Source organism: Klebsiella sp. WOUb02 (assembly GCF_050058015.1).
Lineage (GTDB): Bacteria > Pseudomonadota > Gammaproteobacteria > Enterobacterales > Enterobacteriaceae > Klebsiella.
In genome coordinates, this window is the sequence record NZ_CP170106.1 from 318,031 (window position 1) to 345,000 (window position 26,970).

Sequence of the window (26,970 nt, forward strand, 5' to 3'; positions counted from 1 at the left end):
ATTAACCTGAACTGTCAGGGGAATCTCATTCACGGAAGACGCATAGCTGCAGATGCACCCGTAGCCGGGGAGGGGAGATAACGCGGGGCGGCCACAGCCGCTTGATGCGCGGCGGCACCGCCGCCAGCACCGTCAGCAGGAGGGCGAAAGCGAACAGAGCCCCTTCAAACAGCACCGGCGGCGCGGCCAGCAGCGACTTAGCGCTCAGCTCGCAGGGGGTGACCGGCGCTTCGGCGTTGTCCGGCCCCTGCTGGGCCGACTGCGTCACGGCGGCGGCGTCCATCACCAGCGCGTGCAGCCCCGCCATACGCTGCGCGGTGCATACCAGCACCACCAGGCAGGCAAGAACTACAAGAAGAATGGCTTTGCGCTGTCGCTTAATCATGATCGCCTCAAATATTCACGTGGCCTATCTTAGCGGGCGAAAGCGTTTTGGCAATGCGAAAGCTGTAAAGAAGTGTCCGGGCGGGGGATTATGCCTCTCCCCGACGAGGGGAGAGGAGAAGGCAGAACGAGAAATCAGAGCTTTTCGCCGTTGCTGGCAATCACTTCTTTGTACCAGCTGAAGCTCTTTTTCCGCGAGCGGGACATATCCCCGGTACCGTCATCGTGCTTGTTGACGTAGATAAAGCCGTAGCGCTTGCTGTACTGGCCGGTGGTGAAGGAGACGCAATCGATGCAGCCCCACGGGGTGTAGCCCATCAGCTCGACGCCATCGTAAGTGACCGCTTTGATCATCTCTGCAACGTGGGCGCGCAGATAGTCGATGCGGTAGTCATCGTTGATGCTGCCGTCCTCTTCGACTTTGTCATAGGCGCCAAAGCCGTTTTCCACGATAAACAGCGGCTTCTGATAGCGTTCGTACAGCTCGCACAGCGCGTAGCGCAGGCCCACCGGGTCAATCTGCCAGCCCCAGTCGGAGGCCTTCACGTGCGGGTTCGGTACGCTGCCTTCAAAGCCGGAAATGGCGTCGCCGCTGCCGCCTTCGGCCTTCACCGCATTGGTCATGTAGTAGCTGAAGCCGAGGTAGTCGCAGGTGCCTTCGCGCAGGATCTGTTCATCGCCCTCTTCCATCCTGATGCTGAAGCCGCGGCGTTCCCACTCGTTCAGGACGTAGGTTGGGTAGTAGCCGCGCAGCTGCACGTCGGTGAAGACGTAGCGTTCGCGCATCGACTCCTGAGCAAACATCACGTCTTCCGGCTTGCAGGAGAACGGGTAGAGGGCGACCATCGCCAGCATGCAGCCAACCTGCATTTGCGGGTTGATGCGTCGCGCCGCCTTCACCGCCAGCGCGCTGGCTACAAACTGATGGTGCAGCACCTGGTACATGGTCTCTTCCGGGTTTTCATGCTCGGTATAGACCACGCCGGAGCAGCAGTAGCCGAACAGCGGCGCGCGCCAGTTACGCTGGTTGTTGATCTCGTTAAAGGTCATCCAGTATTTCACTTTGTGCTTATAGCGTTCGAAGACCACTTCGGCAAAGCGCACGAAGAAATCGACCACTTTACGGTTCGTCCAGCCGCCGTAGTGCTGCACGAGGTGCAGGGGCATTTCAAAGTGGGAGAGGGTGATAACCGGTTCGATGTTGTACTTCAGCAGCTCATCGAACATGTCGTCATAGAACTGCAGCCCCTCTTCGTTCGGCTGAGCTTCGTCGCCGAGCGGGAAGATGCGGGTCCAGGCGATGGAGGTGCGGAAACATTTGAAGCCCATTTCGGCGAACAGCTTGATGTCTTCTTTGTAGCGGCCGTGGAAATCAATGGCTTCGTGGTTGGGGTAATATTTACCCGGCTCTACCTCGCGGGTAATCTCGCGCGGTACGCCGTGGGCGCCGCCGGTCAGTACGTCGCAAATGCTCGGGCCTTTGCCGCCCTTATTCCAGCCGCCTTCCACCTGGTGCGCCGCCACCGCGCCGCCCCATAAAAAATCTTTCGCTAAGGGGATTTTTTTCATTGCTGCTAATCTCGTCTGATGTTTCGTTGGTTTCGAGTCTAGCAAAGGGCATATAAATGTCACGATATAACAATTTGTCGTGCCTGGAATATGTTACAGCGAAAAAACAGGGTGTTATTTTCAGGCTATTTTACGGGCTAATTTACGCCCCAGGCTTTCAAGAATATAAATCACCGGAATTTGCGTCGTAATATCGTAGACGCCGCCGATGCGCGTTTGCGGTATGTGCCAGGAGAGGTTGAAATCCGCCAGCTTCGCCAGCCGCGAGTGTTCGTGGCTGGTTATCGACATCACCTTGCAGTGGTGCAGGCTGAACTGGCTGGCAAAGCGCAGGATCTCTTCGGTTTCGCCGGAAACGGAGAGGACGATCGCCAGCGCGTTGCGGGCCATATCGTTAGTTACCGGAAAATAGGGATCGTCGATATGGTTACTGAATTTTCCAACGTTGGAGAAGAACCGTGCGCCATATTTCGCCAGCGCGCCGGAGGTTCCGGCACCGACGAAAATAATACGTTCTGAGGCGAGGATAATATCCACCGCGCGCTCGAGCAAATTATCAAATTCATCGTTATTGACGCTTTTAAAAAAGCTCATTATTTCGCTGGCGCCGATATTTGCCTGTAGAGGCTCATTCTGCTCGAGATATAATTTAAAGCGTATGCGAAACTCTGAGTACCCCTCACACTGCAGCTTGCGGCAGAAGCGCAGCACGGTGGTGGTGGAAACGCCGGCGGCTTCCGCCAGCTCGCGGATGGTCATATACATCACTTTGTCACGATTCTTAATGACGTAGTGGTAGACCATCATCTCAAGATTATTGAGACTGGCAATAGCGGCGTGGGAGAACATACTCACGGTAATAACTCACAATTCAGAATGACCAGGACGGAATCATATCATGCAGCCGAATGACATAACCTTTTTTCAGCGCTTTCAGGACGACATCCTTAGCGGCCGCAAAACGATCACCATCCGCAACGCCGAGGAGTCGCACTTCAAGGTCGGCGACGTGCTACGCGTCGGGCGCTATGAAGATGACGGCTATTTCTGCACGATTAGCGTGGTCGCGACCTCCACGGTAACCCTGGCGACGCTGAGCGAACGGCACGCGCAGCAGGAAAATATGACCCTCGCGCAGCTGCGGCAGGTTATCGCGGAGATCTACCCGGATGAAGACCAGTTTTATGTCATTGAATTCAAACTGCTTTGATAAATAGCGAACGACTGTTAGGTGAAATTTAACTGTAACATTATGATTTTAAACTGCTTAAAAATATTCATCGTTTTATTTTAGCTAACAGGTGTTCACTGGAATAATTCTCAGTTACCCTAGGTGGGCGTTGAAAGCTTTTACGTTTTCGGAGTCAAATATGGTTCGCAAACCATTAATCACCCAGGGATATTCTCTGGCAGAGGAAATTGCCAACAGCATCAGCCACGGGATCGGACTGGTGTTTGGGATCGTCGGCCTGGTGCTGCTGCTGGTGCAGGCGGTGGACGCTAACGCCAGCGCGATGGCGATTACCAGCTACAGCCTCTACGGCGGCAGCATGATTCTGCTGTTCCTCGCCTCCACGCTCTATCACGCGGTTCCGCACCAGCGGGCGAAACTATGGTTGAAAAAATTCGATCACTGCGCCATTTATCTGCTGATTGCGGGAACCTATACCCCTTTTCTGCTGGTGGGGCTCAACTCGCCGCTCTCGCGCGGCCTGATGATCGTTATCTGGAGCCTGGCGCTGCTGGGGATCCTGTTTAAGCTGACCATCGCGCACCGCTTTAAAATCCTGTCTCTGGTCACCTATCTGACGATGGGCTGGCTGTCGCTCATCGTGGTTTATCAGCTGGCGATTAAGCTGGCGGTTGGCGGCGTGACGCTGCTGGCGGTCGGAGGGATCGTCTATTCGCTGGGGGTTATCTTCTACGTCTGCAAGCGGATACCCTACAACCATGCTATTTGGCACGGCTTTGTGCTCGGCGGCAGCGTTTGTCACTTCCTGGCGATCTATCTGTACGTCGGGCAGGTCTAAATCGGCGGGCGTGCGGCGAGCGGGGAAAGGAGCGTCAGCGCCGCCTCGGGGCAAGGGCGCTGACGCCTATTCGCAACGGAAAGCTACTCTTCGGTCAGCGAGTACGGCAGCGGAGTGATGCTTAACGTGCCGGCATCATCGCGTACGCGGAACACGCTGTCCGCCTCCATGTCGTTATTCATCACCACCTGTACCAGCAGTTGACCATCATCTAACTGTACTGCGGCCAGCACTGTGCCGGTGCGGCGCCAGTTCTCGCCCATCTGCAGCTCAAGATCTTCCCCGGCCTGCGGTACGCGGCTGGCTTTCCCGGTCAGCGACCACAGCGCCCGCTTGTTGGCGCCGCGGAATTTTGCCCGGGCGACCATCTCCTGCCCGGTATAGCAGCCTTTTTTAAAGCTGATGCCGCCCAGCGCCTGCAGGTTGGTGGCCTGCGGCAGAAACTGCGCGCTGTTGGCGCTATCGATGACCGGCAAGCCCGCTTCAATATTCAGCGCCAGCCACTGCTGGCTATTATTCAACTGGGCATCGCTGCGCAGGGCTTCGGTCACCCGGACGGCGGTTTCAGCGTCGGTAACCAGCAGGAAACGTTCCGCCGGATGGGCAAACCACAGCAGGCTGGTCGCGCCGTCGGTCACCACTTGTTTATCGGCATTCGGCAGTTCGCTGAACAGCGGAGCCAGCGCGGCGCGGGCCTGGAAACCGGCGACGCCCAGCAGGACGTGTTCATCATCCGCGGCGATGGTCGCCTTAGAGAACACCGCGTACTTTTTCAGTTCGGTCAGCTGCGCGTCGCGCAGGCTGCGGCGCTCAATCCACGCGAAGCCGCCGTCGCGGCGAAACACGCGCAGGTTGCTCCACATTTTACCCTTGGCGTCACAGTGCGCGGCCAGCAGGTGGCGATCGTCAGTCAGCGCGCTGACATCAGCGGTGATCTGCCCCTGCAGATATTTCTCCGCATCCTGACCGGTGATCGTCGCCAGCGCCCAGTCATCCAGGGTCATCAGCGTTAACGGCAGCCGCGCGGAAGAGGAGGGCTGACGTGGAGGAAAAGGTGTAAAAGCCATAGTCATGTCCTGAATAGCTTAACGCAGAGTGAGTGACTAATGGTAAAAGAGCTATGGTGCAATGCAAGCGCTTTTGGCAGGCCATTTGTGCCCTAAGGGCGTAAGGGGGCGAACGAAGGGAACGGATAATACCATAATAAATTTACGGTTTTTGTGGAATGCTGCTCGCGCTTCTCGATAATGCTGTAAAGTAAGAGCTAAAAACGGGTTAAACTAACCTATAGCCTAAATAATTCGAGTTGCAGGAAGGTGGCAAGTGAGCGAGTCCCCAGGGGCTTACTCGGGTAAGTGACTGGGGGGAACGAACGCGGCTAACGCACATGCAACTTGAAGTATGACGGGTATATACCTTTACGCTGGAAGGATAACATGGACATTACTAATAAAGCCCGCATCCACTGGGCATGCCGCCGGGGTATGCGTGAACTCGACATCTCCATCATGCCGTTTTTCGAGTATGAGTACGATACGCTCAGCGATGAAGACAAGCAGCTGTTCATCCGGTTGTTAGAAAACGACGACCCGGATCTGTTCAACTGGCTGATGAATCACGGCGAACCCTCCGACGCGCAGCTGCAGCGGATGGTAAAATTAATCCAGACTCGGAATCGGGAACGTGGTCCTGTGGCAATCTGATTTACGCATTTCCTGGCGTTCGCAGTGGTTCTCGCTGCTGCTCCACGGCGTGGTGGCGGCTATCGTCCTGCTGATGCCCTGGCCGCTCAGCTACACCCCGTTATGGCTACTGCTGCTCTCTCTGGTGGTGTTTGACTGCGTACGCAGCCAGCGGCGGATCCACGCCTGCCAGGGAGAAATAAAGCTGCTGACCGATTCCCGGCTGCGCTGGCAAAAAGCGGAGTGGGAGATCGTCGGCATGCCATGGGTGATTAACAGCGGGATGCTGCTGCGTCTGCGCCATACGCAAACGCGTCGCAGCCAGCACCTGTGGGTGGCGGCTGATAGCATGGATGCGAGGGAGTGGCGCGATTTGCGCCGGCTGGTGCTGCACAAACCGGCGCAGGACTAAGAGCCTGGCGCGCCAGGCTCGTCGCTAAGCTCAGGCGAACTGTTCGGCCATTTCCGCAAGGATTTGCTCGCACCAGCTCTGGATACGATCGTCGCTCAGGTCATACTGGTTTGTTTCATCGAGCGCGAGGCCAACGAACAGCTGGCCATCTGCAACAATTGGCTTCTGACTGGTGAACTCATAGCCTTCGGTCGGCCAGTAGCCGATAAACTTCACGCCCCGGGTTGCCAGCCTGTCGTGCAGCATGCCCAGCGCGTCGAGGAACCACTCGCCGTATCCCAGCTGGTCGCCCATGCCGTACAGCGCCACTATCTTATCCTGCAGATCCAGCGTCTCGAGCTGCGGCCAGATGGCCTCCCAGTCTTCCTGAATCTCGCCGAAATCCCAGGTCGGGATGCCGAGGATCAGCACGTCGTAGCCGGTCATCAGCTCGGGGGAATCATCTTTCAGGTTGTGCAAGGTCACTAATTCAGGGCCGATAATATCGCGGATTTTCTCCGCAGCCATTTCGGTGTAGCAGGTACTGGAACCGTAAAAAAGGCCTATGTTCATGGCGTAAACATCTCAATTCATGCTGTGACTTTGCGTCTAGTCTACCAGAAAGGTGATGATACCCGTCATACTTCAGGCAGCCCGTCGCCGCCGTTTTTGTCCAGTCGTGCGGCTTATTTGGGTATACTGGGGACGATTTAACGAGCAAAGAGGCCGATGTGGAACAGGATCTGGCACAAATCGAACAGTTTCTTGATGCCCTGTGGCTGGAGCGCAACCTCGCGGAAAATACGCTAAGCGCCTACCGTCGGGACCTGACGATGGTCGTGGAGTGGCTGCACCATCGCGGGCTGACGCTTGTCAGCGTTAGCGGGGAGGATCTCCAGTCGCTGCTGGCCGAAAGGCAAACCGGCGGCTACAAGGCCACCAGCACCGCGCGGCTGCTGAGCGCGGTGCGCCGCTTTTTCCAGCATCTGTATCGGGAAAAAATCCGTACCGACGATCCCAGCGCGCTGCTGGCGTCGCCAAAGCTGCCGCAGCGCCTGCCGAAAGATCTCAGCGAAGCGCAGGTGGACCGCCTGCTGCAGGCGCCGCTGGTGGAGCAGCCCCTGGAGCTGCGCGACAAGGCGATGCTGGAGGTGCTGTATGCCACCGGCCTGCGCGTCTCGGAGCTGGTGGGCCTGACGATGAGCGATATCAGCCTGCGCCAGGGCGTGCTGCGGGTGGTGGGGAAAGGCAACAAAGAGCGGCTGGTGCCGCTCGGCGAAGAGGCGGTGCTGTGGGTTGAGAACTACCTTGAGTACGGTCGTCCCTGGCTGCTGAACGGCGTAGCCTCCGACGTGCTCTTTCCCAGCCAGCGCGCGCAGCAAATGACCCGGCAGACGTTCTGGCATCGCATTAAGCACTACGCGGTGCTGGCGGGGATCGATAGCGCGAAGCTCTCCCCGCACGTTTTACGCCACGCGTTTGCGACGCATTTGCTCAATCATGGCGCCGACCTGCGCGTGGTGCAGATGCTGCTGGGACACAGCGATCTCTCGACGACGCAAATTTACACCCACGTGGCGACCGAGCGTCTGAGACAACTTCATCAACAGCACCACCCGCGGGCGTGAGTGCTGAATAAAAAGGATTGAGTATGAAAAAAGGTTTACTGATGTTCACCCTGCTGGCGGCAACGCTCTCCGGCACGGCGCACGCCGACAGCGCGACGATCAAGCAGTCGCTGGCCAAGCTGGGCGTGCAGAGCACGGATATCCAGCCCTCGCCTGTCGCCGGCATGAGCACTGTATTGACCGACGGCGGCGTGCTGTACGTGACCGACGACGGCAAGCACGTTATTCAGGGGCCGATGTATGACGTCAGCGGCGCCCAGCCGGTTAACGTCACTAACTCGCTGCTGGTGGGTAAGCTGAACGCGCTGGAAAAAGAGATGATTATCTACAAGGCGCCGCAGGAAAAGCACGTTATCACCGTCTTTACCGATATCACCTGCGGCTACTGCCACAAGCTGCATGAGGAGATGAGCGACTACAACGCGCTGGGCATCACCGTTCGTTATCTGGCCTTCCCGCGGCAGGGGCTGCAGAGCCAGACCGAGCAGGATATGCAGGCCATCTGGTGCGCCAAAGATCGCAATAAAGCCCTTAATGATGCGATGGGCGGCAAGGGCGTACAGCCGGCCAGCTGCGGCGTGGATATCAGCAAGCACTACACGCTTGGCGTGCAGTTCGGCGTCAACGGTACGCCGGCAATGGTATTGAGCGACGGCTACCTGCTGCCGGGCTATCAGGGGCCGAAAGAGCTGAAAGCCTTCCTCGATGAGCATCAAAAACAAACCAGCGGTAAATAATTCGCGTGAAACAACAGACACAACTGCGCCGCCGCGAGGCGGCCGATGGCGCGGAGCTTCCCGCCGACCTTTCGCCGCTGCTGCAGCGGCTCTACGCGAGCCGCGGCGTACGCAGCGCGCAGGAACTGGAGCGCGGCGTTAAAGGCATGCTGCCGTGGGCGCAGCTCAACGGCATCGATAAAGCCGTGGAGATGCTCTACGACGCCTTCCAGCAGGATTTGCATATTGTGATCGTCGGCGATTTTGACGCCGATGGCGCCACCAGCACCGCTCTGAGCGTGCTGGCGCTGCGCGCGCTGGGCTACGGCAACGTCTCCTATCTGGTGCCGAACCGGTTTGAAGATGGCTACGGACTGAGTCCGGAAGTGGTCGAGCAGGCCCACGCCCGCGGCGCGCAGATGATTATGACCGTCGATAACGGCATCTCCTCGCACAGCGGCGTCGATCGCGCGCACGAGCTGGGGATCCCGGTGGTGGTTACCGATCACCACCTGCCGGGCGACACGCTGCCGGCGGCGGAGGCCATCGTCAACCCGAACCTGCGCGACTGCGGCTTCCCGTCAAAATCGCTGGCCGGTGTCGGAGTGGCGTTTTACCTGATGCTGGCGCTGCGCACCTTCCTGCGCGATAAAAACTGGTTCGAAACGCGGGGAATTGCCGCGCCTAACCTCGCGGAGCTGCTGGATCTGGTGGCGCTGGGCACGGTGGCCGACGTGGTGCCGCTGGATGCCAATAACCGCATTCTTACCTGGCAGGGGCTGAGCCGCATTCGGGCGGGCAAGTGCCGTCCGGGAATTAAGGCGCTGCTGGAAATTGCCAACCGCGACCCGCAGAAGCTGGCGGCCAGCGATCTCGGCTTTGCCCTTGGCCCGCGGCTGAACGCGGCGGGAAGGCTGGACGATATGTCGGTCGGCGTGGCGCTGCTGCTGTGCGATAACGCCGGTGAGGCGCGAGTGCTGGCCAACGAGCTGGATGCCCTGAACCAGACCCGCAAAGAGATAGAGCAGGGGATGCAGGCGGAGGCGCTCACCCTCTGCCAGCAGCTTGAACGCAGCAGCGAGGCGCTGCCCGGCGGGCTGGCGATGTATCACCCGCAGTGGCATCAGGGCGTGGTCGGCATTCTCGCCTCGCGCATTAAAGAGCGTTTTCATCGTCCGGTTATCGCCTTCGCGCCGACGGGCGACGGGCTGTTAAAAGGTTCCGGCCGCTCGGTGCAAGGGCTGCACATGCGCGACGCGCTGGAGCGTCTCGACACGCTGAACCCGGGGCTGATCCTCAAGTTCGGCGGCCACGCGATGGCGGCGGGGCTGTCGCTGGAAGATGCCCGCTTCGATGAGTTCCAGCAGCGCTTCGGCGAGCTGGTGACCGAGTGGCTGGACCCCGCGCTGCTGCAGGGGGAAGTGGTTTCCGACGGTCCGCTGGCCGCCGGGGAGATGAGCATGGAGGTGGCGCAGATGCTGCGCGACGCCGGGCCCTGGGGGCAGATGTTCCCGGAGCCGCTGTTCGACGGCCGCTTCCGCCTGCTGCAGCAGCGTCTGGTGGGCGAGCGGCACCTCAAGGTGATGGTCGAGCCGGTTGGCGGCGGCCCGCTGCTGGACGGGATCGCCTTCAACGTCGATACCTCGATTTGGCCGGATAACGGCGTGCGCGAAGTGACCCTCGCCTATAAGCTCGATATCAACGAGTTTCGCGGCAACCGCAGCCTGCAGCTTATCATTGACCATCTTTGGCCGCTGTGACGAAAAAACCGGCAACAAAGAGGCCGCCTGAAGGCTGAAGTGTGTATAAAAGAGAGCGGGGATCCGGTACAATTCCGCTCTTATCACCGCATTTTGACCAATCCATTAAAAGAAAATCGATCATGTTTGAAATAAATCCGGTAAAAAACCGTATTCAGGACCTCACGGAGCGCTCCGACGTTCTTAGGGGGTACCTTTGACTATGATGCTAAGAAAGAGCGTCTGGAAGAAGTAAACGCCGAGCTGGAACAGCCAGACGTGTGGAACGAGCCCGAGCGCGCACAGGCGCTGGGCAAAGAGCGTTCTTCACTGGAAGCCATCGTTGACACCCTCGATCAGATGTCCCAGGGCCTCGAAGACGTTTCCGGCCTGCTGGAGCTGGCCGTTGAAGCCGAAGACGAAGAGACCTTCAACGAAGCCGTCGCCGAGCTTAACGTGCTCGACGAGAAGCTGGCGCAGCTTGAATTCCGCCGCATGTTCTCCGGCGAGTACGACAGCGCCGATTGCTACCTCGATATTCAGGCCGGCTCCGGCGGCACCGAAGCGCAGGACTGGGCCAGCATGCTGACGCGCATGTATCTGCGCTGGGCCGAAGCGCGCGGCTTTAAGACCGAAATTATCGAAGAGTCGGAAGGCGAAGTGGCGGGCATCAAGTCCGTGACCATCAAGATTATCGGCGATTACGCCTACGGCTGGCTGCGTACAGAAACCGGCGTTCACCGCCTGGTACGTAAGAGCCCGTTCGACTCCGGCGGCCGTCGCCACACCTCCTTCAGCTCCGCATTCGTTTACCCGGAAGTCGATGACGATATCGATATCGAGATCAACCCGGCGGACCTGCGTATTGACGTTTACCGTGCCTCCGGCGCGGGCGGTCAGCACGTTAACCGTACCGAATCCGCGGTGCGTATTACCCACATTCCAAGCGGGTTAGTCACGCAGTGCCAGAACGACCGTTCGCAGCACAAAAACAAAGACCAGGCCATGAAGCAGATGAAAGCCAAGCTTTATGAACTGGAGATGCAGAAGAAAAATGCCGAGAAGCAGGCGATGGAAGATACCAAATCCGACATCGGCTGGGGCAGCCAGATCCGTTCTTACGTGCTGGATGATTCCCGCATTAAAGATCTGCGCACCGGGGTGGAAACCCGCAACACTCAGGCGGTGCTTGACGGCAGCCTGGATCAATTTATCGAAGCAAGTCTGAAAGCAGGGTTATGAGGAACCAACATGTCTGAACAACAAGCACAGGGCGCTGACGCGGCAATTGACCTTAATAATGAGCTGAAAAGCCGTCGTGAAAAGCTGGCTGCGCTGCGCGAGCAGGGTATCCCGTTCCCCAACGATTTTCGTCGTGACCATACCTCAGACCTTCTGCACGCTGACTTCGATGCGAAAGAAAACGAAGAGCTGGAGGCGCTGAACGTTGAGGTTTCCGTCGCTGGCCGCATGATGACCCGTCGTATCATGGGTAAAGCCTCCTTCGTCACCCTGCAGGACGTCGGCGGTCGCATTCAGCTGTACGTGGCGCGTGACGATCTGCCGGAAGGCGTCTACAACGAGCAGTTCAAAAAGTGGGACCTCGGCGACATCATCGCCGCCCGCGGCAAGCTGTTCAAAACCAAAACCGGCGAGCTCTCTATCCACTGCAGCGAGCTGCGTCTGCTGACCAAAGCCCTGCGCCCGCTGCCGGACAAGTTCCACGGCCTGCAGGATCAGGAAGCGCGCTATCGCCAGCGTTACCTGGATCTGATCTCCAACGACGAATCCCGCAACACCTTTAAAGTGCGTTCGCAGATCCTGGCCGGCATTCGCCAGTTCATGGTCGGCCGCGGCTTTATGGAAGTTGAAACCCCGATGATGCAGGTGATCCCCGGCGGCGCCTCCGCCCGTCCGTTCATCACCCATCACAACGCGCTGGATCTGGACATGTACCTGCGTATCGCGCCGGAACTGTACCTCAAACGTCTGGTTGTCGGCGGCTTCGAGCGCGTGTTCGAGATCAACCGTAACTTCCGTAACGAAGGCATCTCCGTACGTCATAACCCAGAGTTCACCATGATGGAACTCTATATGGCGTATGCGGACTATAAGGACCTGATCGAGCTGACCGAATCCCTGTTCCGTACCCTGGCGCAGGATATTCTCGGCAACACCGCGGTGCCTTATGGCGATCAGACCTTTGATTTCGGCAAGCCGTTTGAAAAGCTGACCATGCGCGAGGCTATCAAGAAATACCGTCCGGAAACCGAGATGGCGGATCTGGATAACTTCGACTCCGCGAAGGCGATTGCCGCCGCCGTCGGCGTCAAGGTTGAGAAGAGCTGGGGTCTGGGCCGTGTCGTGACCGAGATCTTCGAAGAAGTGGCGGAAGCGCACCTGATCCAGCCGACCTTCATCACCGAGTATCCGGCTGAAGTTTCTCCGCTGGCGCGTCGTAACGACGAGAACCCGGAAATCACCGACCGCTTTGAGTTCTTCATCGGCGGCCGTGAAATCGGTAACGGCTTTAGCGAGCTGAACGATGCCGAAGACCAGGCGCAGCGTTTCCTCGACCAGGTGAACGCCAAGGCTGCCGGCGACGACGAAGCGATGTTCTACGACGAAGACTACGTGACCGCGCTGGAGCACGGCCTGCCGCCGACCGCTGGCCTGGGTATCGGTATCGACCGCATGGTGATGCTGTTTACCAACAGCCACACCATCCGCGACGTGATCCTGTTCCCGGCGATGCGTCCGGTTAAATAAGACCGACCGCGACCCACCGCGAACGATAAAACCCCGGCCTGCGCGCCGGGGTTTTTTTATGGCCGCCGCCGCGCTTGCGCGCGCTGACCGTGCGAGGAGGCGCTATCGATCCTTAGCGCAGTGACGCAACGTAGTTTTGCAGCGCCGCGCGAGCGTCCTCATCCATGGCTTCCAGCACCATCCACGGGCTGAAGGCCCACGGCGTTATCGCCAGCGCGTTTAGCAGATCCGCCAGCCTGCACCATTGATAGTCCATGACCTCATCGCTATTCGGCCGCAGCGGGCCGGTGACGCGGGCGGCGTATACCGGGCAGACTTCGTTCTCGACGATGCCGTTGGGGGCGACGGCCCGGTAGCGAAAGCGCGGGGCGATCGGCACGATAGCGGTGATTTCGGCGCCGAGCTCAAAGCGACTGCGCCGCGTAACGGCCTGCTCGAAGGTTTCGCCCTCCTGAGGGTGTCCGCAGACCGAATTGGTCCACACGCCCGGCCAGGCTTTCTTCTCCAGCGAACGGCGGGTGACCAACAGCTGGCCCCGTTCGTCAAACAGCCAGCAGGAAAACGCGAGGTGTAGTGGGGTATCTAAGGTGTGAGCGGCATACTTTTCCAGCATGCCGGCTGGCTTATCCTGCTCGTCCAGCAAAATGACGTGTTCCCCGGTCATAACGACTCCTGAAAATAAAAATGACCCGGTACAAACCCGCCGGGCCATGTACTCAGGCCGTTAGGGTAGACTATTCGCGGACGAAAGGCATTACCAAAACAAGCCCATGAAACGGACAGTTGACGGGAAGGCGCGTCACAGGCGGCCGTCCGCCGGGCGTTTAATCCTTAAGGGTAAGAGGCGTATCGATTGGGGATCCGGCTGCGGGCTGGTATGATAATCGTCCATTCCGACGAGGTGAGAGTTTGTGTTGAGTGCAGGAAGCCCGATGAGAAAACGCTTTTATATCACGATGATGTTGGTCAGCAGCCTGGTGATTGCCGGATGCTCCAGCTCATCTGATTCCGGTTCCGTCTATACCGTCAAACGCGGCGATACGCTGTACCGCATTTCCCGCACCACCGGCACCAGCGTCAAAGATTTGGCCCGGCTGAATAATCTTTCTCCGCCCTATACCATCGAAGTGGGACAGCGCCTGAAGCTGAACAGCGCGTTGGGAGCGAGCGGCGGAAAGAGCGTGAAGAAAAGCGGCGCGACCCGCACCGCTGCGGCTAAGCCGCCGGCCGCTCTGCCGCCGGTCACGTGGCCGCCGGTAGGGCAGCGCTGCTGGCGCTGGCCGACCAGCGGTAAGGTCATCCTGCCTTATTCCTCAAACGATGGCGGCAATAAGGGGATTGATATCGCCGGTACGCGCGGCCAGCCGGTATACGCGGCCGGCGCGGGGAAGGTGGTGTACGTCGGCAACCAGCTGCGCGGCTACGGTAATCTGATCATGATTAAGCACAGCGATGACTACATCAGCGCCTATGCGCATAACGATAAAATGATGGTCAACAACGGCCAGAGCGTGAAGATAGGCCAGCAGATCGCCACGATGGGCAGCACCGATGCCGACTCCGTGCGTCTGCACTTCCAGATCCGCTACCGGGCAACGGCCATCGATCCGCTGCGCTATTTACCGCCGCAGGGCAGTAAGCCTAAGTGCTAACGGGTTATTTTATCAGCAGTTAGCATAGTTCAGTCTTGTCAGACGGTGCGTAAGGTCTATAATGGCCCTCGCACCTCTTTGCGGGCGTAGTTCAATGGTAGAACGAGAGCTTCCCAAGCTCTATACGAGGGTTCGATTCCCTTCGCCCGCTCCAAACTCAAGTCTCCTGAAGTCCATCTAACTCAATTTTTCCTTGATAAATCAGCAGTTATAGCATTCTATTAGTCTATTGAACTCAATTGTACTCCCCCAGGGTCAAGCTCAATATGGGGGTATGAATGGGGGTATAATTGTACCCCCTGCTGAGAGGTACCCCCAATGAAGCTGACTGCTCGTCAGGTTGAAACTGCAAAACCTAAAGAGAAGCCCTACAAACTCGCTGATGGTGGTGGTCTTTACCTGCTGGTTAATCCCAACGGCAAAAGATACTGGCGTCTCAAATACCGTTCACTAGGTAAAGAGAAACTGCTCGCTATTGGCGTTTACCCCGATGTTTCTTTAGCTGAAGCCAGAAGCAAACGTGAGGAAGCTAAAAGGACATTGGCGGCTGGCAATGATCCTTCTCTTGAAAGAAAAATTGAGAAACTAAGTCGTCAACAAGACGCTGAAAACTCGTTTGAGGCTCTTACGCGGGAGTGGTATCAGCGTCGCTATGACCGCTGGTCTGTGTCCTATCGTGAAGAGATGATGAGAACCTTTGAGAAAGATGTATTTCCTTATATCGGTCACCGGCCAATCAAAGATATCAAGCCGATGGAGTTGCTTGCAGTTCTTTCAAAGATAGAAGCACGAGGGGCAACTGAGAAGGTCCGTAAGGTTCGCCAGCGCTGTGGAGAGGTCTGGAAGTATGCTGTTGTGACTGGCAGGGCCGAGTACAATCCAGCACCTGATCTAGCCAGCGCCGTGAGTCCTCATGAGAAAGAGCACTATGCTTTTTTAACCCAGGATGAATTGCCTGAGTTTCTTCGGACTCTGAACACCTATGCTGGTAGGCTGTGTCCCGTAATCACCTGAGCTATAGTAACTGTCTGTTTCCACAACATATTAAACTATGGCTCGCTACGACATTCCCGATGAAGCATGGACTATCATCCAACCCTTTCTGCCAGCAGCGTCTGCCTCTCCACAGGCCGGGCGTCCGTGGGCGGAGCATCGTATGATCATCAACGGCATGTTCTGGGTGCTGTGTTCAGGTGCACCATGGCGTGATTTACCTGAACGGTACGGCCCATGGAAGACCGTTTATAACCGCTTTAACCGATGGTCAAAATCGGGTGTGATTAACATTATTTTCAACAAGTTACTTTCAGACTCTGGATGCACATGGCCTCGTGGACTGGTCGGCCACTGCACTGGATGGCAGCAATATCCGGGCGCTGAAATGTGCTGCCGGTGCGCAAAAAAACAACCCGATATCACCGGAGATAATGGGCTGGGTCGCTCTCGCGGTGGTTTTGGCACCAAAATTCATCTGGCGACAGACGGAAGTGGTCTGCCGTTAAACATCGTACTGAGTCCCGGTCAGGCTCACGAAAGCCAGTTTGCACAACGTCTTCTGGACGGTATCGGTGTTCAGCGCCAGAACGGAAGTATCAAGCGCCGTGGTCATGCAGTACTGGCTGATAAAGCCTACTCCGGACATGCGTTACGTAACGAACTGAAAAGAAGAGGGATAAAAGTTGTCATCCCGCGTAAATCCAATGAAAAAATGGCCACAGATGGTCGTTCACCACTCGATCGTGAAGCCTACCGCAATCGCAATGTTGTTGAGAGGTGCTTTGGTCGCCTGAAAGAATACCGCCGCATTGCCACACGTTACGACAAAACGGCGAGGAATTATCTGGCGATGGTGAAACTGGGTTGCATCCGATTGTTTTACAAGAGGTTATGTAATTAAGGGACACAGCCTAGTGTGCTTGTTAAGATTGCTATGCAACTGCTTATTTTAACGGGAGTAAGGCCTGGGGAGTTGAGGCAAGCGGAGTGGCAGGAGTTTGATTTTGAGAAAAAGGTTTGGAATGTACCAGCGGAACGCATGAAAATGCGCCGCCCTCATCTGGTCCCATTATCAAGCCAGGCAATTGGCCTGCTTAACCAGCTTAAACCCATGACAGGTACAGGAGCGTTGTTGTTCCCTGGGCGTAATGATCCTAAGAAACCGATGAGTGACATGGCATTGACTGTGTTGGTCAGGCGTATCGGCTATGCCGGGCGCGTTACAGGGCATGGATTCCGCCACACGATGAGTACCATTTTGCATGAGCAGGGTTTCAATTCGGCCTGGATTGAGTTACAGCTGGCTCACGTCGATAAGAACTCAATTCGTGGGACGTATAACCATGCGCATTATCTGGACGGGAGGAGGGAGATGATGCAGTGGTATGGAGATTTTATAGCAAGTAAAAATCAATCATAGCTTTTGAGACTATCGTTAAATTAGTTAGTTATTAGTAGGTAGCGAGAATTCTATAGCTTAGCTCCTCCGTTTTGGAGGAGTTGAACTCCAGTAATTTTTTTGTACTGATTTTCATTTCTGCTAACTTCTTAAACGTTACATTTGCGTTTAACTGTCTACTTATTGCCGCTTACGGACATTCCCCTCTAATTGCCAAGGTTATGTTTCAGGTGCCAGTGCCCCCCATTCATCATAAATGGGGGCATGCGTAAACCATTCACCTTCCAGGAGCAGATCCGTCTTGCAGAAGAGTTGGTAGCAGCCCATCAGCGTGTCGCCAGTATTGTCGTAACGAACAGCAATGCCCCCTCAATCATCGAGTTATACGAAAGCAAAGGCTTCAAGTTAAGTCCCTTCACGCTTTACGATCTATCTCCTGCGAAGGCGACGGTCGTTAGTTTATTTCTGACATCTTGGGAATTCTAGTTTGATGGATATAGGTTAAGAGGCCAGATAATTTGACCTCTTAACAGAAGGTTATAATTTATTAAACCGTGGCATCTACCTCTAATACTCTTAAAGCCTTTAGGTAATTAACATCTACTGAGTCCGGCCTTTTCACCATCTCAATAATCAAATGGTATGGAATTGGAAATCTCGGGATCTCTTTTCTATCCACTCTTTCAATATCCTTTAAGACCTTCGATAAATTAGTATCTTCAACAGTCAATAAATATTTCTTAACGGATTCTATAATCGTGTCCGTCATAAACCGATTAGAATTTCTTTCATGCTTTAATATAGTGGCGTAAACATCATTTTTCTCGATAGGGAGTGTAACCACCTCGGGGATTTCATAATAATCGGAGTAATTTAAGTTAATTCTGTAGCGTTGAGCGACTTGAAGTTTAAAGTATTCATATATTACTCTATGAAGCTTGATTGGTTTTGCAACCCCCTCTTTAGCAAAAAGTTCCAAATATTCTCCTAGAATAAAACTGGAGTGAGTGAAAACTTTTTGATTAAAGAACTTCAGACTATCCTGAACATAATTTTCATAGTAATCACCAGGGTAGGCTTCTAGCAAAAAAACAGTCCTTTCCTCGTCAGTAAAGTTAGTAGAATATGATTCACCTAAATTGTCTGAAAAATAATGTAAAAAATGTGAGTAGGAGACTGATTCATACTGCGGAGGGGTTAATATTAAACCAAAAAGATCAGCGATTTCTTCATAGGTTTCAATGGAGTTATAGTCTTTTTTCTTATTGTGACTATCATAGAAATATTCCGAATAGAACTCTCTGCGAGTTGGCGATGTTGAAAGGCAGTCAATATACTCCGCAGGGAAGTTTCTATCATGATACTCTAAAGTAAGATTAGCAATTATAAAATGAATTCTCTTTTTAGCCCACATATCCATAAATGGGGATGTAAACATATTACTGATTAAATTTAAAACGGTATTGGCATATAACTTTGATTTGTTTTTTTGATCGTAAAGAAACAAAGCCATAATCCCTTCGGCTATATTCTGATTGAAACTTATTGCATTAAAAAATCCAACTGATAATTTAATATTTGGTAAGAAATGAGAGTACGCATGCTGTGAAACTATGTCATGGTACTTAGATATCCCGTCATCGTTCACATAATTATATAGCTCCAGTATTTCAGCGAAGCTACAATTCTCCGCAAATGAATTTATTGAGTCGATTCGTTTGTCGTCCCACTCCTTAATGTCTTGGGAAACTGCACCCCGAGTGAGAAATAATTCAGGCGTCATATCTTGAATTTCCACAAGGGTAGATAACTTCGAAAACAGCCCCTGATCTGTAACGTCAATAATTTCAGATTCATTAACAAATGAAGACTCTGAAATAACATGCCCAATGTTATCAAAGAATGAGAAAGGTTTACCATTATTCCCGGTATTTGGTTGAGACCATGTAGGATAGAATGAATTAATTTCACCGTTTCGATATAGAACAGCGATCCTCATGCAATTCAACGGTTCGTCTATTTTATAATAACAAATTAACTCACCATCACGGCTTTCATGTTTGCTGATGTTCAACAAAGCATCATTCAGTAAATCAAGAATCTCGCTATCACCAACTGTCTTTGGAAATAGTGTTTTCCAGAGAAATCCTGATTTATAATTATTCTCAGGAAATAATGTCATCTTTGCTGCTTTAGAGGTGAAAACTGACTCTGGTAACTTTAACAAAATAGCTCCATTTTGAAGCTCTCGCTCGTAGTACCATTCGTCATTGGTTTTGTTATTATAGAGTAAAATATTTTTCAGTCCAGGAACTTTACTTAAATAAGACTGCCATCCTGAATAGGTGTGTAATCCTCCAGAGATTACTTTTTTAGCAATACCCCCATTATCAGTTTCAAACACCTTATCCGTGACTTCGCCGTGGATGACATGATTAAGAGCATTTTTGGACAGTGTAAGTTTAAGATTTTCGTTTATTTGATATGTGTGAAGTACCATTGTTTAAACTAATCCATTGTAAGAGAATTCAATAAAAGGATACTTTAACTTACCTCCTCCTCTAAAGCATTACAAAAAATGAGGAGTTGTCTTTAAGTGATCACAACAAAAAATGAAAATTCTCCGCATTTCAAATGTAACTATTAATAAACTGCCCACACGTACAACAACTGTGGGCATTTTTATGCCAAAAATCGCAGTCAAAACCTCAAGTTGCTCTGGGCACGGTAAGTTCCCTTCCTGCCCGCCAACTGAAGCCGTGGACTTTATTACGTTCAGCGGCTTCGGTCTATTCGCCCAAGGCAATGCCTACACCTCTCACCCTGACGGGAAAACCTCTTATGAAGGCACAGCGTTATCTACACGCCCATGGATAACTATCGACGGTATGCCTGTAGTCTGTGAGGGCGATCCTGTGTCTTGTGGTTCAACGGTTACCAGTGGTGACCAACTGCTACTGCTGAGCATGAAGGTTTATGCTCCTTCCTCCCGGAAACCTCAAAAAGTGCTTGGCACTTAAACGAGTGTACTTACAGTAGGGGCACAAAGTGATTTATGTTTAATCATTTTCTGGGGCCCTTTAGTAAGATAGTAAGGTTACCCATTAGCGTTACGAAATCAACTGTGTAACCAAACTTGCACGCAGCTACTATGCTCCAGATATCCCGGTGTAGTGAGCGTTAGTTCCGCTCTTTGCTCAAAGCTGCCGGTCAACTACAGTGATTTCCTGAAGGTGTATCGGCAGCCATTTTGCATACATGGACGGAAACACCTGAATGTCTAGCTGCTTCGTCCGCTCCAATTCCCTCTGAAGCTCATTAATATCAATGTTACCCTTACAATAAGCTGTTAGAGAATTCTAGTAGTCTACTGAACTCAGTTGTACTCACTGCTGTTGGAGAGCCAAATGAAGCTGACGACTCGACAGATTAAAATTTTTGGCTTCCTGCTTTTATTTGTAGGAAAGACCCTACCTTCGAGATGCTTCTGAGTTACTTATAAATTTCAGCAACGCCGTGCAGTCTGTTTTTTCCCGTTGTAGACAGGATTTTGAATGAGGTAGCCCCTTGCTCATCAGCCTTACGAGAAAGAACATGCGATAACTCATCAAGCGTATAGGCATTGCTGGCTGAGACTACACCCATCTTTTCTTTCCCATCTGCGTGGTTAATTTCCTGAGCGGCAGATGCGGCATTCACTGAAACAAATCCCATGACCAATGTAGTAATAAGTAGTGTTTTCATATCTAGTACCTCTTTAACAATATGCTTGAAACTGGACTTGTATCAGGAGTAACTTCCTCCATCTGTGTATTCAAATATACAGACTTAAGCTGTCATGAGGCTGACCGCTATATGACAAAATTGTCAGGGTTGTAGATTAGTTAATTTTTGGAATACATATTCAGCTCGTTAACAATGCACTCCGGTTCTTCCCTGAGAGGCATATTGTCTATGTCTAAAACCCCATCATTTTTTTGTGGATCATCAGTCTGCAGGTCTGCAAACAGTGGGGTAAGATCCTGCTGTGCTTCGCCTCGCTCGGCCACCAGCTCAAAAGTTTTATTTTTTGCCTCGTCGTTGGTCAGGGCACTGACCAGAACCTGGGCGATTTGTTCCCTGGATATCACGCCATCTTCCGGTGTTCCCGCATGGCGACGATCTCCTTGAAGCATAACGATTCGGTGTTCATCATCATTGTTGTAATCAAACCAGCCGGGCCTGACGATGGTATAGGGGTGACCAGTGGCCCTGACCAGACGCTCGGCACGTCTTTTCCAGTCATGAACCTCAGTGCGTTGATTCCAGGTGCTGAGTCGTTCAGTCACGCCAATCGTGGTCATCAGGCTGATACGAACAGATACATCCCTGAATATTCGTAAAATATTGCGCACTCCGCCATAATCTATCGCCCTGGCACCAATACGACCCTGACCATCGGAACCGAGAGTGAAGATGATGGCATCAATATCTTTCGGTAATTCGGTGAGTGTTTCAGGCAATGAAACATCGCCGTAAAAAACATCCGTTCCACGAGGAAGCAATTTTACTTTGCGCTTATTTCTGACCAGCGCTACAGGCTGATGGCCCATTTTGATAGCGGTAATGACGACATGAAGGCCAATACTTCCTGTCGCCCCTGCAATAAGTATTTTCATGATAAACCTACTGATAATTCAGACTTATTTTTGATACTGTCAGAATATCAATTATCATTATTGTCAGTAATAGGGCTAAAATGATTGTGTCTATGAACACCCTTCATGAGTGTGCGATGAAGGGAATGCCTCCACAAGGAAATCGCCGATGCTCAAAGAAAACTTCAACGAACTACAAATCTTTCTTGTGGTGGCAAGGGAGCGAAGTTTTACCAAAGCAGCGGGCAAACTGGGCGTCTCTCAGTCTGCACTCAGCCATGCGATGAAGGCCCTGGAGGAAAGGCTGAATATCCGCCTTCTGACCCGCACGACCCGAAGCGTTGCCCCCACGGAAGCCGGTGAGAGAATTATTGCCTGCCTTGAACCGCGTATTGCCGATCTTGAACAGGAACTGGAATCGCTGGTTCAGCTGAACGGCACCGCCTCCGGCAATATCCGTTTATCTGCCGGGGAGCATGCCGCTCGAAGCCTGGTATGGCCGAAGCTAAAACCTTTCCTCAGGGAATATCCGGAAATTAATCTCGAACTGGTGGTGGATAACGGCTTTGTCGATATTGTTGAGGGGCGTTTTGATGCCGGGATCCGCCTGGGCGAAAGCGTGGATAAGGACATGATTGCGGTAAGAATTGGGCCGGACATGAGAATGGCCGTCGTAGGAGCGCCGTCTTATTTCGCGGCAAATCCGGCACCTGAAACGCCGCACGAGCTACAAAATCATCGGTGTATCAATATGCGCCTGCCGACAGCCGGTGGGCTTTACCACTGGGAGTTTGAGAAGGAAGGGAAACCGTTAAGGGTCAGAGTGGAAGGGCAGGTAACGTTTAATCTGCAGGCGGAAAGAATTGATGCGGCGTTATCCGGTTTTGGCATCGCCTGTATACCTGAAGACAGAGTGCAGGATTATATAAAGTCATGTTACTTCGCAATTTCTCCCGGCAGGTCAATACCAACCGACTCTTCGCTCTGTAGCGCTGTGAATGCAATACGTTTTGCATACTGCTCTTCCACATCTGAGATAAGTGGCAACTCACGGTTAGCTCTGGTCCTCAGGAAAGGTTAAGAAGGTTAAGCCGCGGCCAGGGTGTTATTAACAACCCATGTCCAGGGCTCAATCGCTGCCCGGCGCAAATCCTGCCGCAGGTTCTTTGCTTCCAGAACAGTCTGTCGTCTTCGCAAGCGCTACTATCATCACTTTTGCCTTCTCCGGGTTCTGTAGGGCTGCGCGAAATTCATGTATCTCCCCGTATAGCCCGCCATGCAAACGCCAGAACGTTTGCCGCTCATTTGCTGGATAAATGGTATGTGCCTCTGGAAGAGAGTTAAAGCAAGTAGACAAAGAGAAGGTCAGGGGCAATAACCCAGCGTAAAGACCTATTTCCCCGGCGCCATCATTGATAACGCCGCATAGGGAGGGCGTCTGTCTGCGGCAGCTAAAGCCGCACCTTGCGACTGGTTTCTTTTGACGTTTTGTTATTTTGCGCAAGATCGGTCAGGCAAATCACATCGCCTTTGCGCATATTAAGAGGCACGGAGGAAGCCATGTGTGATAACAAAACCGATAGTTACGCCAGACGTTTTAATCAGGTTTTCGATTATATTGACCGCCATCTTGACGACGCGCTGTTGCTGGAAAAGCTCAGCGAAGTGGCCCACTTTTCGCCATTTCATTTCCATCGTCAGTTTTGCAGCTATTGCGGCATGCCGCCTGGTCGTTACATCCAGATGATGCGCTTAAAACGCGCATCCTATCGGCTGGCTTTTAATCCGTTAGAGAAAATCACTGATATCGCGTTCGACGCCGGTTTTCAGCATGCCGAATCATTTAGCCGCGCCTTCCGGCAAATGTTTGGCCTGTCACCGACGCAGTTTCGCCAGCAGCCCCCTTGGGTAGCGTGGCATCAGCGGATATCAGAACCTTATCAAACGAGGAGAAAAACGATGCAAGGTCAGGTCAGGATCATTAACTTTTCCGCCACGTCGGTTGCCATATTGAGCCACCGCGGCCAGCCGGAGCTCATAAACGAAACTGCGGCCCGCTTTATTGAATGGCGCAAAGGTACGGGTTTTTCGCCCGTAGCCAGCAGCCAGACGTATGGTATTGCTCCGGACGATCCGGCCACAACGCCAGCGGATGAGTTTGAGTTCCATATTTGCGGAACGATAACGTCACCGATTGCCGAAGACAATCGCTTCGGGGTGATTAATAGCGCAATCCCTGCGGGCCGGTGCGCGGTGCTGCGCCATCAGGGATCGCACGACGCGTTAACCGGGCTGGCGCAGGCTCTGTACCGCGACTGGCTGCCCGGTAGCGGAGAAGAGCTGCGCGACTTCCCGCTCTTCTTTCACTACCACAACTTTGTGCATGAAGTGGCGGAACATGAATTGCTCACGGATATCTATTTGCCGCTGAAATAAACTGATTCGGCCGGCCCCGTTCGTCGTCGCCTCAGGCGTGAGACTTCCCCGAGCAGCTCTCCCGGCTTTCTTTCGGCCGGGAGAGCTTCTTATCGGTTCGCCTCTCTCTTATCCCCGATTAAAGCGCGTTTTCGCTGCTTCCGTTACCGGAGTATAAAGTGAAATCAACGAGCCTTCGGGATCGCGAAACTGTGCCGTCCTGTTTCCCCAGGGTAAATCTTTCGGGGGGTGAACCACTTCAACTTGCTCCTTTAAGCGATTAAATTCGGCATCGACATCTTCGACCCTGAACTCCAAAATTACCGAGCGATTCAATGCGGGCTGGGCGCTGCCCTCTTTGAACAGGGCTACCGTCTCAACGCTACCTATGGCGATAACGGCTACCGGCGTGACGATTTCGGCAAAAACCGGCGCTAACCAGTCGGCCTTGCTGCGGGTAACTAATTCATAAAACTGCACAACGTCTTTGATGTTTTGCGCAATCAGGCGGACAGATACGAATTTCATAGCGAAGCTCCATTATGGCGGCGAATAGCGCGGCCTCTGAAAAATATCTTCACTCAGGTATGCTGACAGCGTGGTGGCAACAGGATGAAAAAATGCGACGTGCAGACAGGCTGTTTCAGATTCTCCAGATACTCAGGCGTTCGACGCTTCCGGTCACCGCGGCGAAATTGGCCGAAGAGCTTGAAGTATCAAAGCGAACCATTTACCGGGATATTGCGGATCTCGCAGGGCAAAGGGTTCCGGTAGAGGGGGAGGCGGGTTGCGGCTATGTTTTAAGTGCAGATTACGACATGCCGCCTTTGATGTTTACGGCCGAGGAGCTGGAAGCCATCTTTCTTGGCGCAGAGCTGGTGCGGCGCTTACCGGATGCGACTCTGGCGAATAACGCCAGCGATGTGCTGGCAAAAATCGCCTCGGCAGTCCCCGCACGGCTGCTCGGTTATTTATCTTATTCGGCTGTAGGGATAAAACCGGATGAATCAGGCAGCTTCAAACCCGATACGCGGAAAATACGCATCGCCATTCGGGAAGGTAAAAAGCTTTTACTGGATTACTGCTCCAAATCCGGCGACATCACTGAAAGGACCGTTTGGCCGGTGATGTTGGGCTATGACCAGAGCAGCTGTCTCCTCATTAGCTGGTGTGAGCTACGCGGCGGCTTTCGTCATTTCCGGGTTGATCGAATACGCCAGGCGACGATATTGCATGAAAATATTGGCGCCAGCAGGAGTGAACTCAGAAACCGTTGGGAACGCTGGCGGGATAATGAGATGAAACAACGCAGTGCAGAGTAATGTACAGGCACTCCCCGCTATTCGAGGGAAGGAGGGTTAACTCGCCGCCTGGAAAAAATCAGGCCGATCTCCGTTCGGAGATATCTCTAATCATTCCCGATAGGTCCGGGCGACGGCTCCGCTATCATTTTTTGTGCGGGTCCTTTTCCCGGTTCAGCTAAATCCTAACGCATGCTACCAGCAGCCTCTCCGCTATCTGATCGTTTCCCATCTGCCCGCCGTTGCTCAGTTCATAGCAACCTTTTGTCAGCCAGCGGCTAAGCATTTTCTTGTTCCGTCCAGCTCTCTCCACTCATTGTTGCTTACATCACAAAAACAACTGGTCAATTAACGATCAACATCACGTTAATATTTCATCAACACATCTACCATTGGTATTACCACTACAGACCACTGGTGAGATCACATGGAAATCAGGCGCGAAAAGACAGAAGCCGGCAGCGGCTATGACCGAGTTGTAAAGTTTTTGCGGGACCAGTTACTCACTGGCGAACTGAAAGCCGGGGATAGCCTGCTGCCGGAGCGTGAGCTTTCGGCAAAGTTAGGCGTGAGCCGCCCCGTACTTCGCGAGGCGCTGCGGGCGCTCGCCATGGTCGGGGCGGTGGAGATCCGCCACGGCATTGGTACCGTGGTAACCAAACCTGATGTCTCAATTCTCGGCGAATTCTTTACTTTCGTTCTTGCCCACCAGCCCAACGTGGTTGATGACGTCATGCAGGCACGAATCGCTATTGAGCGTCAGGCCGTTCGCTTAGCCTGTCGCCGGGCGACGCAAAGTGACTACGATCGCCTGGCCGCCTGTCTCGGCGAAATCATTGAAACCATTCGCACCCCCGAACTCGGCGCCCTGGCGGATTTCAGGTTTCATGAAAGCATCGTCACCGCATCCGGTTCGCCCACGCTTATCAATATTTACCAGTCCATCAGCATGCTGATGCGTCGTTCGCACCTTGACCGCCGCGAGCAGATCATTCAGGTCGAGGGGATTGAGGAGTTCCTCATTAACCATCACCGCGCCATTTTTTCCGCCATCGTCGAACGTGATGAAAATAAAGCCGATGAGTTACTTGGCCGCCACTTCGAGATTGGCTCAGATTTTCGCCGCCGCGCCACCATCCTCAAGGCCAGCAGCAGTTCATCGACCTTCACTACCCCGTAAAAGGAAAACAGCAGATGCAGATTGTGATTGGCAGTGACCACGCAGGATTTCACCTCAAGCAGGAGCTTAAGCAGTGGCTGCATCAGGCCGGATATCAGATTGACGATGTCGGCAGCCACGATCCCGAACCGGTTGATTTTCCGGATATCGCCTTAGCGTTATGCAGCAAGGTGCGCAGCAGCGCAGATCGGCGCGGCATTCTGGTATGCGGCACCGGCGTCGGAGCGGTTATCGCCGCGAACAAAGTAAAAGGGATCCGCGCGGCGGTCTGTCACGACGTGCACTCCGCGCACCAGTCGGTGGAGCATGACGACGTCAACGTCATGTGTATGGGGGCGCAAATTGTCGGGCCGTGGCTCGCTCGCGATCTGATTACCAGCTTCCTCGAAGCGAAATTTGTGCATGACGACGACTTTGTTCGTCGCGTCGCGAAGCTCGCTCAGCTGGAACAACTTAACTAACCATCAATCTGGAGCATAACG

The 26,970-nt window shown here is 53.5% G+C and carries 28 protein-coding genes, 1 tRNA gene and 2 pseudogenes; 21 read left to right on the forward strand and 10 right to left on the reverse strand.

Translation table 11 applies throughout. From position 1 onward, the window contains the following. Positions 1-25 precede the first annotated feature (25 nt). From ABOC21_RS03665 to ABOC21_RS03675, 3 genes are all read right to left on the reverse strand, one after another. The gene (locus ABOC21_RS03665) at positions 26-385 is read right to left on the reverse strand and encodes a copper resistance protein (protein ID WP_426812484.1); all 360 of its coding nucleotides are present in this window, start codon (positions 383-385) and stop codon (positions 26-28) included. A gap of 134 nt (positions 386-519) precedes the next feature. Then, a complete protein-coding gene (locus tag ABOC21_RS03670; RefSeq protein ID WP_426812485.1) occupies positions 520-1,953 on the reverse strand; it encodes a 6-phospho-beta-glucosidase in 1,434 nt (477 codons plus the stop codon). 120 nt (positions 1,954-2,073) lie between these two features. Beyond that, positions 2,074-2,802 (reverse strand): MurR/RpiR family transcriptional regulator, encoded by a 729-nt coding sequence (locus ABOC21_RS03675; RefSeq protein WP_426812551.1) that lies wholly within the window; start codon positions 2,800-2,802, stop codon positions 2,074-2,076. Between the two features lie 49 nt (positions 2,803-2,851). On the opposite strand from ABOC21_RS03675, the gene yqfB reads away from it, so the two are divergent. Then, on the forward strand, positions 2,852-3,163 hold the full coding sequence (gene yqfB, locus ABOC21_RS03680; protein WP_426812486.1) for a N(4)-acetylcytidine aminohydrolase: 312 nt from the start codon (positions 2,852-2,854) through the stop codon (positions 3,161-3,163). A 160-nt stretch (positions 3,164-3,323) separates the two neighbouring features. Continuing rightward, positions 3,324-3,983, forward strand: a complete 660-nt coding sequence (gene trhA, locus ABOC21_RS03685) for a PAQR family membrane homeostasis protein TrhA (protein WP_095100095.1) — start codon at positions 3,324-3,326, stop codon at positions 3,981-3,983. A gap of 83 nt (positions 3,984-4,066) precedes the next feature. Here the strand turns inward: trhA and ygfZ are convergent, their stop codons facing one another. Beyond that, positions 4,067-5,050 (reverse strand): tRNA-modifying protein YgfZ, encoded by a 984-nt coding sequence (gene ygfZ / locus ABOC21_RS03690; RefSeq protein ID WP_426812487.1) that lies wholly within the window; start codon positions 5,048-5,050, stop codon positions 4,067-4,069. Positions 5,051-5,419: 369 nt separating this feature from the next. On the opposite strand from ygfZ, the gene sdhE reads away from it, so the two are divergent. Both sdhE and ABOC21_RS03700 read left to right on the forward strand, forming a co-directional pair. After that, on the forward strand, positions 5,420-5,686 hold the full coding sequence (gene sdhE / locus ABOC21_RS03695) for an FAD assembly factor SdhE (RefSeq protein ID WP_045857153.1): 267 nt from the start codon (positions 5,420-5,422) through the stop codon (positions 5,684-5,686). Beyond that, complete coding sequence (locus tag ABOC21_RS03700; RefSeq protein ID WP_426812488.1) at positions 5,667-6,077, forward strand: protein YgfX; 411 nt, start codon at positions 5,667-5,669, stop codon at positions 6,075-6,077. The genes sdhE and ABOC21_RS03700 overlap by 20 nt, the downstream gene beginning before the upstream one ends. A gap of 30 nt (positions 6,078-6,107) precedes the next feature. Here ABOC21_RS03700 and fldB read toward each other — a convergent pair whose 3' ends face one another. After that, positions 6,108-6,629 carry a flavodoxin FldB gene (gene fldB / locus ABOC21_RS03705; protein WP_426812489.1) on the reverse strand — a complete coding sequence of 174 codons (522 nt, stop codon included), beginning with the start codon at positions 6,627-6,629 and terminating at the stop codon, positions 6,108-6,110. Positions 6,630-6,787: 158 nt separating this feature from the next. Between fldB and xerD the strand changes: the two genes are divergently transcribed. The 5 genes from xerD (at position 6,788) to lysS (ending at position 12,908) form a co-directional block, all read left to right on the forward strand. Next, the gene (gene xerD, locus ABOC21_RS03710) at positions 6,788-7,684 is read left to right on the forward strand and encodes a site-specific tyrosine recombinase XerD (RefSeq protein WP_426812490.1); all 897 of its coding nucleotides are present in this window, start codon (positions 6,788-6,790) and stop codon (positions 7,682-7,684) included. Positions 7,685-7,707: 23 nt separating this feature from the next. Further along, positions 7,708-8,421, forward strand: a complete 714-nt coding sequence (gene dsbC, locus ABOC21_RS03715) for a bifunctional protein-disulfide isomerase/oxidoreductase DsbC (protein WP_426812491.1) — start codon at positions 7,708-7,710, stop codon at positions 8,419-8,421. 5 nt (positions 8,422-8,426) lie between these two features. Continuing rightward, entirely contained in the window at positions 8,427-10,160 is a 1,734-nt protein-coding gene (gene recJ / locus ABOC21_RS03720) for a single-stranded-DNA-specific exonuclease RecJ (RefSeq protein ID WP_426812492.1), read from the forward strand. Positions 10,161-10,282: 122 nt separating this feature from the next. After that, positions 10,283-11,381, forward strand: a protein-coding gene (gene prfB, locus ABOC21_RS03725; protein WP_143350158.1) for a peptide chain release factor 2 whose coding sequence is annotated in 2 segments (ribosomal slippage) — positions 10,283-10,357 and positions 10,359-11,381 — 1,098 coding nt in all. Because the reading frame shifts where the segments join, the coding sequence is not laid out codon by codon here. Between the two features lie 9 nt (positions 11,382-11,390). Continuing rightward, positions 11,391-12,908: a lysine--tRNA ligase gene (lysS, locus tag ABOC21_RS03730; RefSeq protein WP_426812493.1), complete on the forward strand. Its 1,518-nt coding sequence runs from the start codon at positions 11,391-11,393 to the stop codon at positions 12,906-12,908. A 112-nt stretch (positions 12,909-13,020) separates the two neighbouring features. On the opposite strand, the gene idi is transcribed toward lysS, so the two are convergent. Further along, a complete protein-coding gene (idi, locus tag ABOC21_RS03735) occupies positions 13,021-13,572 on the reverse strand; it encodes an isopentenyl-diphosphate Delta-isomerase (RefSeq protein WP_426812494.1) in 552 nt (183 codons plus the stop codon). Between the two features lie 268 nt (positions 13,573-13,840). Between idi and actS the strand changes: the two genes are divergently transcribed. From actS to ABOC21_RS03765, 6 genes and pseudogenes are all read left to right on the forward strand, one after another. Then, complete coding sequence (gene actS / locus ABOC21_RS03740) at positions 13,841-14,560, forward strand: amidase activator ActS (protein ID WP_426812495.1); 720 nt, start codon at positions 13,841-13,843, stop codon at positions 14,558-14,560. 80 nt (positions 14,561-14,640) lie between these two features. Further along, a tRNA-Gly gene (locus ABOC21_RS03745) sits at positions 14,641-14,714 on the forward strand. 164 nt (positions 14,715-14,878) lie between these two features. Further along, positions 14,879-15,550, forward strand: a pseudogene (locus ABOC21_RS03750) (tyrosine-type recombinase/integrase); the annotation flags it as partial. Positions 15,551-15,611: 61 nt separating this feature from the next. After that, positions 15,612-16,457, forward strand: coding sequence for an IS5 family transposase (locus tag ABOC21_RS03755; RefSeq protein ID WP_426812496.1), 846 nt, complete (start codon positions 15,612-15,614; stop codon positions 16,455-16,457). Positions 16,458-16,469: 12 nt separating this feature from the next. Next, positions 16,470-16,976 (forward strand): annotated as a pseudogene (locus ABOC21_RS03760) (tyrosine-type recombinase/integrase); the annotation flags it as partial. A 243-nt stretch (positions 16,977-17,219) separates the two neighbouring features. Then, complete coding sequence (locus ABOC21_RS03765) at positions 17,220-17,441, forward strand: hypothetical protein (RefSeq protein ID WP_426812497.1); 222 nt, start codon at positions 17,220-17,222, stop codon at positions 17,439-17,441. A gap of 61 nt (positions 17,442-17,502) precedes the next feature. Here the strand turns inward: ABOC21_RS03765 and ABOC21_RS03770 are convergent, their stop codons facing one another. Beyond that, the gene (locus ABOC21_RS03770; RefSeq protein ID WP_426812498.1) at positions 17,503-19,359 is read right to left on the reverse strand and encodes a hypothetical protein; all 1,857 of its coding nucleotides are present in this window, start codon (positions 19,357-19,359) and stop codon (positions 17,503-17,505) included. A 208-nt stretch (positions 19,360-19,567) separates the two neighbouring features. Here ABOC21_RS03770 and ABOC21_RS03775 point away from each other — a divergent pair, with 208 nt between their 5' ends. Further along, positions 19,568-19,975 (forward strand): hypothetical protein, encoded by a 408-nt coding sequence (locus ABOC21_RS03775; RefSeq protein WP_426812499.1) that lies wholly within the window; start codon positions 19,568-19,570, stop codon positions 19,973-19,975. A 472-nt stretch (positions 19,976-20,447) separates the two neighbouring features. Here the strand turns inward: ABOC21_RS03775 and ABOC21_RS03780 are convergent, their stop codons facing one another. Beyond that, entirely contained in the window at positions 20,448-20,699 is a 252-nt protein-coding gene (locus tag ABOC21_RS03780; RefSeq protein ID WP_426812500.1) for a DUF1471 domain-containing protein, read from the reverse strand. A gap of 140 nt (positions 20,700-20,839) precedes the next feature. Continuing rightward, complete coding sequence (locus ABOC21_RS03785) at positions 20,840-21,613, reverse strand: SDR family oxidoreductase (protein ID WP_426812501.1); 774 nt, start codon at positions 21,611-21,613, stop codon at positions 20,840-20,842. A gap of 148 nt (positions 21,614-21,761) precedes the next feature. Here ABOC21_RS03785 and ABOC21_RS03790 point away from each other — a divergent pair, with 148 nt between their 5' ends. After that, positions 21,762-22,673, forward strand: a complete 912-nt coding sequence (locus tag ABOC21_RS03790) for a LysR family transcriptional regulator (protein WP_426812502.1) — start codon at positions 21,762-21,764, stop codon at positions 22,671-22,673. A gap of 479 nt (positions 22,674-23,152) precedes the next feature. Continuing rightward, entirely contained in the window at positions 23,153-24,028 is an 876-nt protein-coding gene (locus tag ABOC21_RS03795; RefSeq protein WP_426812552.1) for an AraC family transcriptional regulator, read from the forward strand. A 108-nt stretch (positions 24,029-24,136) separates the two neighbouring features. On the opposite strand, the gene ABOC21_RS03800 is transcribed toward ABOC21_RS03795, so the two are convergent. Next, a complete protein-coding gene (locus ABOC21_RS03800) occupies positions 24,137-24,535 on the reverse strand; it encodes a VOC family protein (RefSeq protein WP_426812503.1) in 399 nt (132 codons plus the stop codon). Between the two features lie 92 nt (positions 24,536-24,627). Between ABOC21_RS03800 and ABOC21_RS03805 the strand changes: the two genes are divergently transcribed. The 3 genes from ABOC21_RS03805 (at position 24,628) to rpiB (ending at position 26,949) form a co-directional block, all read left to right on the forward strand. After that, a complete protein-coding gene (locus tag ABOC21_RS03805; RefSeq protein ID WP_426812553.1) occupies positions 24,628-25,329 on the forward strand; it encodes a helix-turn-helix transcriptional regulator in 702 nt (233 codons plus the stop codon). Positions 25,330-25,735: 406 nt separating this feature from the next. After that, entirely contained in the window at positions 25,736-26,488 is a 753-nt protein-coding gene (locus tag ABOC21_RS03810) for a FadR/GntR family transcriptional regulator (RefSeq protein WP_426812504.1), read from the forward strand. 14 nt (positions 26,489-26,502) lie between these two features. After that, positions 26,503-26,949, forward strand: a complete 447-nt coding sequence (gene rpiB, locus ABOC21_RS03815; RefSeq protein ID WP_426812505.1) for a ribose 5-phosphate isomerase B — start codon at positions 26,503-26,505, stop codon at positions 26,947-26,949. The last annotated feature ends 21 nt before the right edge of the window (positions 26,950-26,970 follow it).

Bases quoted from the DNA above. Each gene is read 5' to 3' on its own strand.
- ABOC21_RS03665 (WP_426812484.1), bottom strand. From the start codon at position 385: ATGATTAAGCGACAGCGCAAAGCCATTCTTCTTGTAGTTCTTGCCTGC.
- ABOC21_RS03670 (WP_426812485.1), bottom strand. From the start codon at position 1,953: ATGAAAAAAATCCCCTTAGCGAAAGATTTTTTATGGGGCGGCGCGGTG.
- ABOC21_RS03675 (WP_426812551.1), bottom strand. From the start codon at position 2,802: ATGTTCTCCCACGCCGCTATTGCCAGTCTCAATAATCTTGAGATGATG.
- yqfB (WP_426812486.1), top strand. From the start codon at position 2,852: ATGCAGCCGAATGACATAACCTTTTTTCAGCGCTTTCAGGACGACATC.
- trhA (WP_095100095.1), top strand. From the start codon at position 3,324: ATGGTTCGCAAACCATTAATCACCCAGGGATATTCTCTGGCAGAGGAA.
- ygfZ (WP_426812487.1), bottom strand. From the start codon at position 5,050: ATGGCTTTTACACCTTTTCCTCCACGTCAGCCCTCCTCTTCCGCGCGG.
- sdhE (WP_045857153.1), top strand. From the start codon at position 5,420: ATGGACATTACTAATAAAGCCCGCATCCACTGGGCATGCCGCCGGGGT.
- fldB (WP_426812489.1), bottom strand. From the start codon at position 6,629: ATGAACATAGGCCTTTTTTACGGTTCCAGTACCTGCTACACCGAAATG.
- dsbC (WP_426812491.1), top strand. From the start codon at position 7,708: ATGAAAAAAGGTTTACTGATGTTCACCCTGCTGGCGGCAACGCTCTCC.
- lysS (WP_426812493.1), top strand. From the start codon at position 11,391: ATGTCTGAACAACAAGCACAGGGCGCTGACGCGGCAATTGACCTTAAT.
- idi (WP_426812494.1), bottom strand. From the start codon at position 13,572: ATGACCGGGGAACACGTCATTTTGCTGGACGAGCAGGATAAGCCAGCC.
- actS (WP_426812495.1), top strand. From the start codon at position 13,841: ATGAGAAAACGCTTTTATATCACGATGATGTTGGTCAGCAGCCTGGTG.
- ABOC21_RS03755 (WP_426812496.1), top strand. From the start codon at position 15,612: ATGGCTCGCTACGACATTCCCGATGAAGCATGGACTATCATCCAACCC.
- ABOC21_RS03765 (WP_426812497.1), top strand. From the start codon at position 17,220: ATGCGTAAACCATTCACCTTCCAGGAGCAGATCCGTCTTGCAGAAGAG.
- ABOC21_RS03775 (WP_426812499.1), top strand. From the start codon at position 19,568: ATGAAAATTCTCCGCATTTCAAATGTAACTATTAATAAACTGCCCACA.
- ABOC21_RS03780 (WP_426812500.1), bottom strand. From the start codon at position 20,699: ATGAAAACACTACTTATTACTACATTGGTCATGGGATTTGTTTCAGTG.
- ABOC21_RS03785 (WP_426812501.1), bottom strand. From the start codon at position 21,613: ATGAAAATACTTATTGCAGGGGCGACAGGAAGTATTGGCCTTCATGTC.
- ABOC21_RS03790 (WP_426812502.1), top strand. From the start codon at position 21,762: ATGCTCAAAGAAAACTTCAACGAACTACAAATCTTTCTTGTGGTGGCA.
- ABOC21_RS03795 (WP_426812552.1), top strand. From the start codon at position 23,153: ATGTGTGATAACAAAACCGATAGTTACGCCAGACGTTTTAATCAGGTT.
- ABOC21_RS03800 (WP_426812503.1), bottom strand. From the start codon at position 24,535: ATGAAATTCGTATCTGTCCGCCTGATTGCGCAAAACATCAAAGACGTT.
- ABOC21_RS03805 (WP_426812553.1), top strand. From the start codon at position 24,628: ATGCGACGTGCAGACAGGCTGTTTCAGATTCTCCAGATACTCAGGCGT.
- ABOC21_RS03810 (WP_426812504.1), top strand. From the start codon at position 25,736: ATGGAAATCAGGCGCGAAAAGACAGAAGCCGGCAGCGGCTATGACCGA.
- rpiB (WP_426812505.1), top strand. From the start codon at position 26,503: ATGCAGATTGTGATTGGCAGTGACCACGCAGGATTTCACCTCAAGCAG.